Raw genomic sequence first — 1,283 nt, forward strand, 5'->3', positions numbered from 1 at the left:
GTTGTAGAAAAACCAATACATCTATTATTTATTGCGACTCAGACCGAAATTCCGATTTTGACTCAGCGTCGTTGTTTGGTAGTAGCGGAGCGTAGTAGTAGTGCGAAAATAATTGAGCATTGTGTTACAGCAGAAGTTATTTGCCCAGAAGCACCCACTTCTAAACCCTATTTGACAAATACAGTGACAGAAATATGGGTAGAGGAAAATGCCGAAATTAATCATACCCGGGTACAACGAGATGCAGGTGCAGCATTTCATATTGGCAAAACAGCGATCGCTCAAGCTAAGAATAGTCGCTATACTTGCAATGCTATCCATTTAGGAGGAAGGTTATCTCGTCATAACTTGGAAGTTTCTCAAATGGGAGAGGGTACAGAAACTAATCTTTATGGTTTGGCATTTATTGGGAATGAGCAAGAAGCGGATACTCACAGTGCCATTATTTTGAATCATCCTAACGGTGTGACTGACCAACTTTATAAGTCTATTGTTGATGACAAAGCACATTCTATATTTAATGGCAAAGTCTATGTTTCTCAAACTGCACAGTTGACTAATGCAGCTCAGTTAAATCGTAATTTGTTACTTTCTTCTGGTGGGAGGGTTGATACAAAACCGCAGTTAGAAATTATTGCAGATAATGTCCAATGTTCCCATGGTGCAACTGTTAGTCAGTTGGATGATGATGAAGTGTTTTATTTACAAAGTCGAGGTTTGAATGAAGAAGTAAGTCGTAACTTATTAATTGATGCTTTTGCAGCAGAAATTATTAACAAATTCCCCCTACCTTCTTTGCAAAATATTTTAAAACAATGTGTTGCTTGTAAAGTTTAAAAGAAGGAGTCAGGAGTCAGGAGTCAGAATATTATCAAAACAATCAAGTAATATCATGTCCGGTTAAATAGTTATACTTTGGAGGAAGGAAGGAAGAAGGAAGGAGGAAGAAGGTAGGTTTACAGAACTTTTGAGGAAGGGTGAGGTACAGTTTAATACTAATCTCTATTCCCTATTCCCTAAATTCGTAAAACTTTGTACTTTATCAACTCCAAAACTGCTGTAAAAGCTGTAAAAGTAGATTTAGACTTGTGTCATGGAATAAAGATAATCTTGGAAAATTGCCAGGAATATTTTGAGTCAACATCTATAGCAATGAGCGCTGGTATATTTACAAATTGCAGGAAAGGCCAAATAGCTAAAAGTCTTATATTCTCGGCAATTTCTTCCCCCTGTTGCCTGTTGCCTGTTGCCTGTTGCCTGCGCACAGCGCTATATCTAATAGA

The 1,283-nt window shown here is 37.6% G+C and carries 2 protein-coding genes; one reads left to right on the forward strand and one right to left on the reverse strand.

What is annotated here, in order from left to right:
- Nucleotides 1–837: Fe-S cluster assembly protein SufD (sufD, locus tag AC3DU7_RS21020; RefSeq protein WP_488041251.1), on the forward strand; the 837-nt coding region annotated here is incomplete at its 5' end.
- 254 nt (nucleotides 838–1,091) lie between these two features.
- Here the strand turns inward: sufD and AC3DU7_RS21025 are convergent.
- On the reverse strand, nucleotides 1,092–1,283 hold a 192-nt coding region (locus AC3DU7_RS21025; RefSeq protein WP_488041252.1), incomplete at its 5' end, for a hypothetical protein.

Source organism: Okeania sp., from assembly GCF_983059655.1.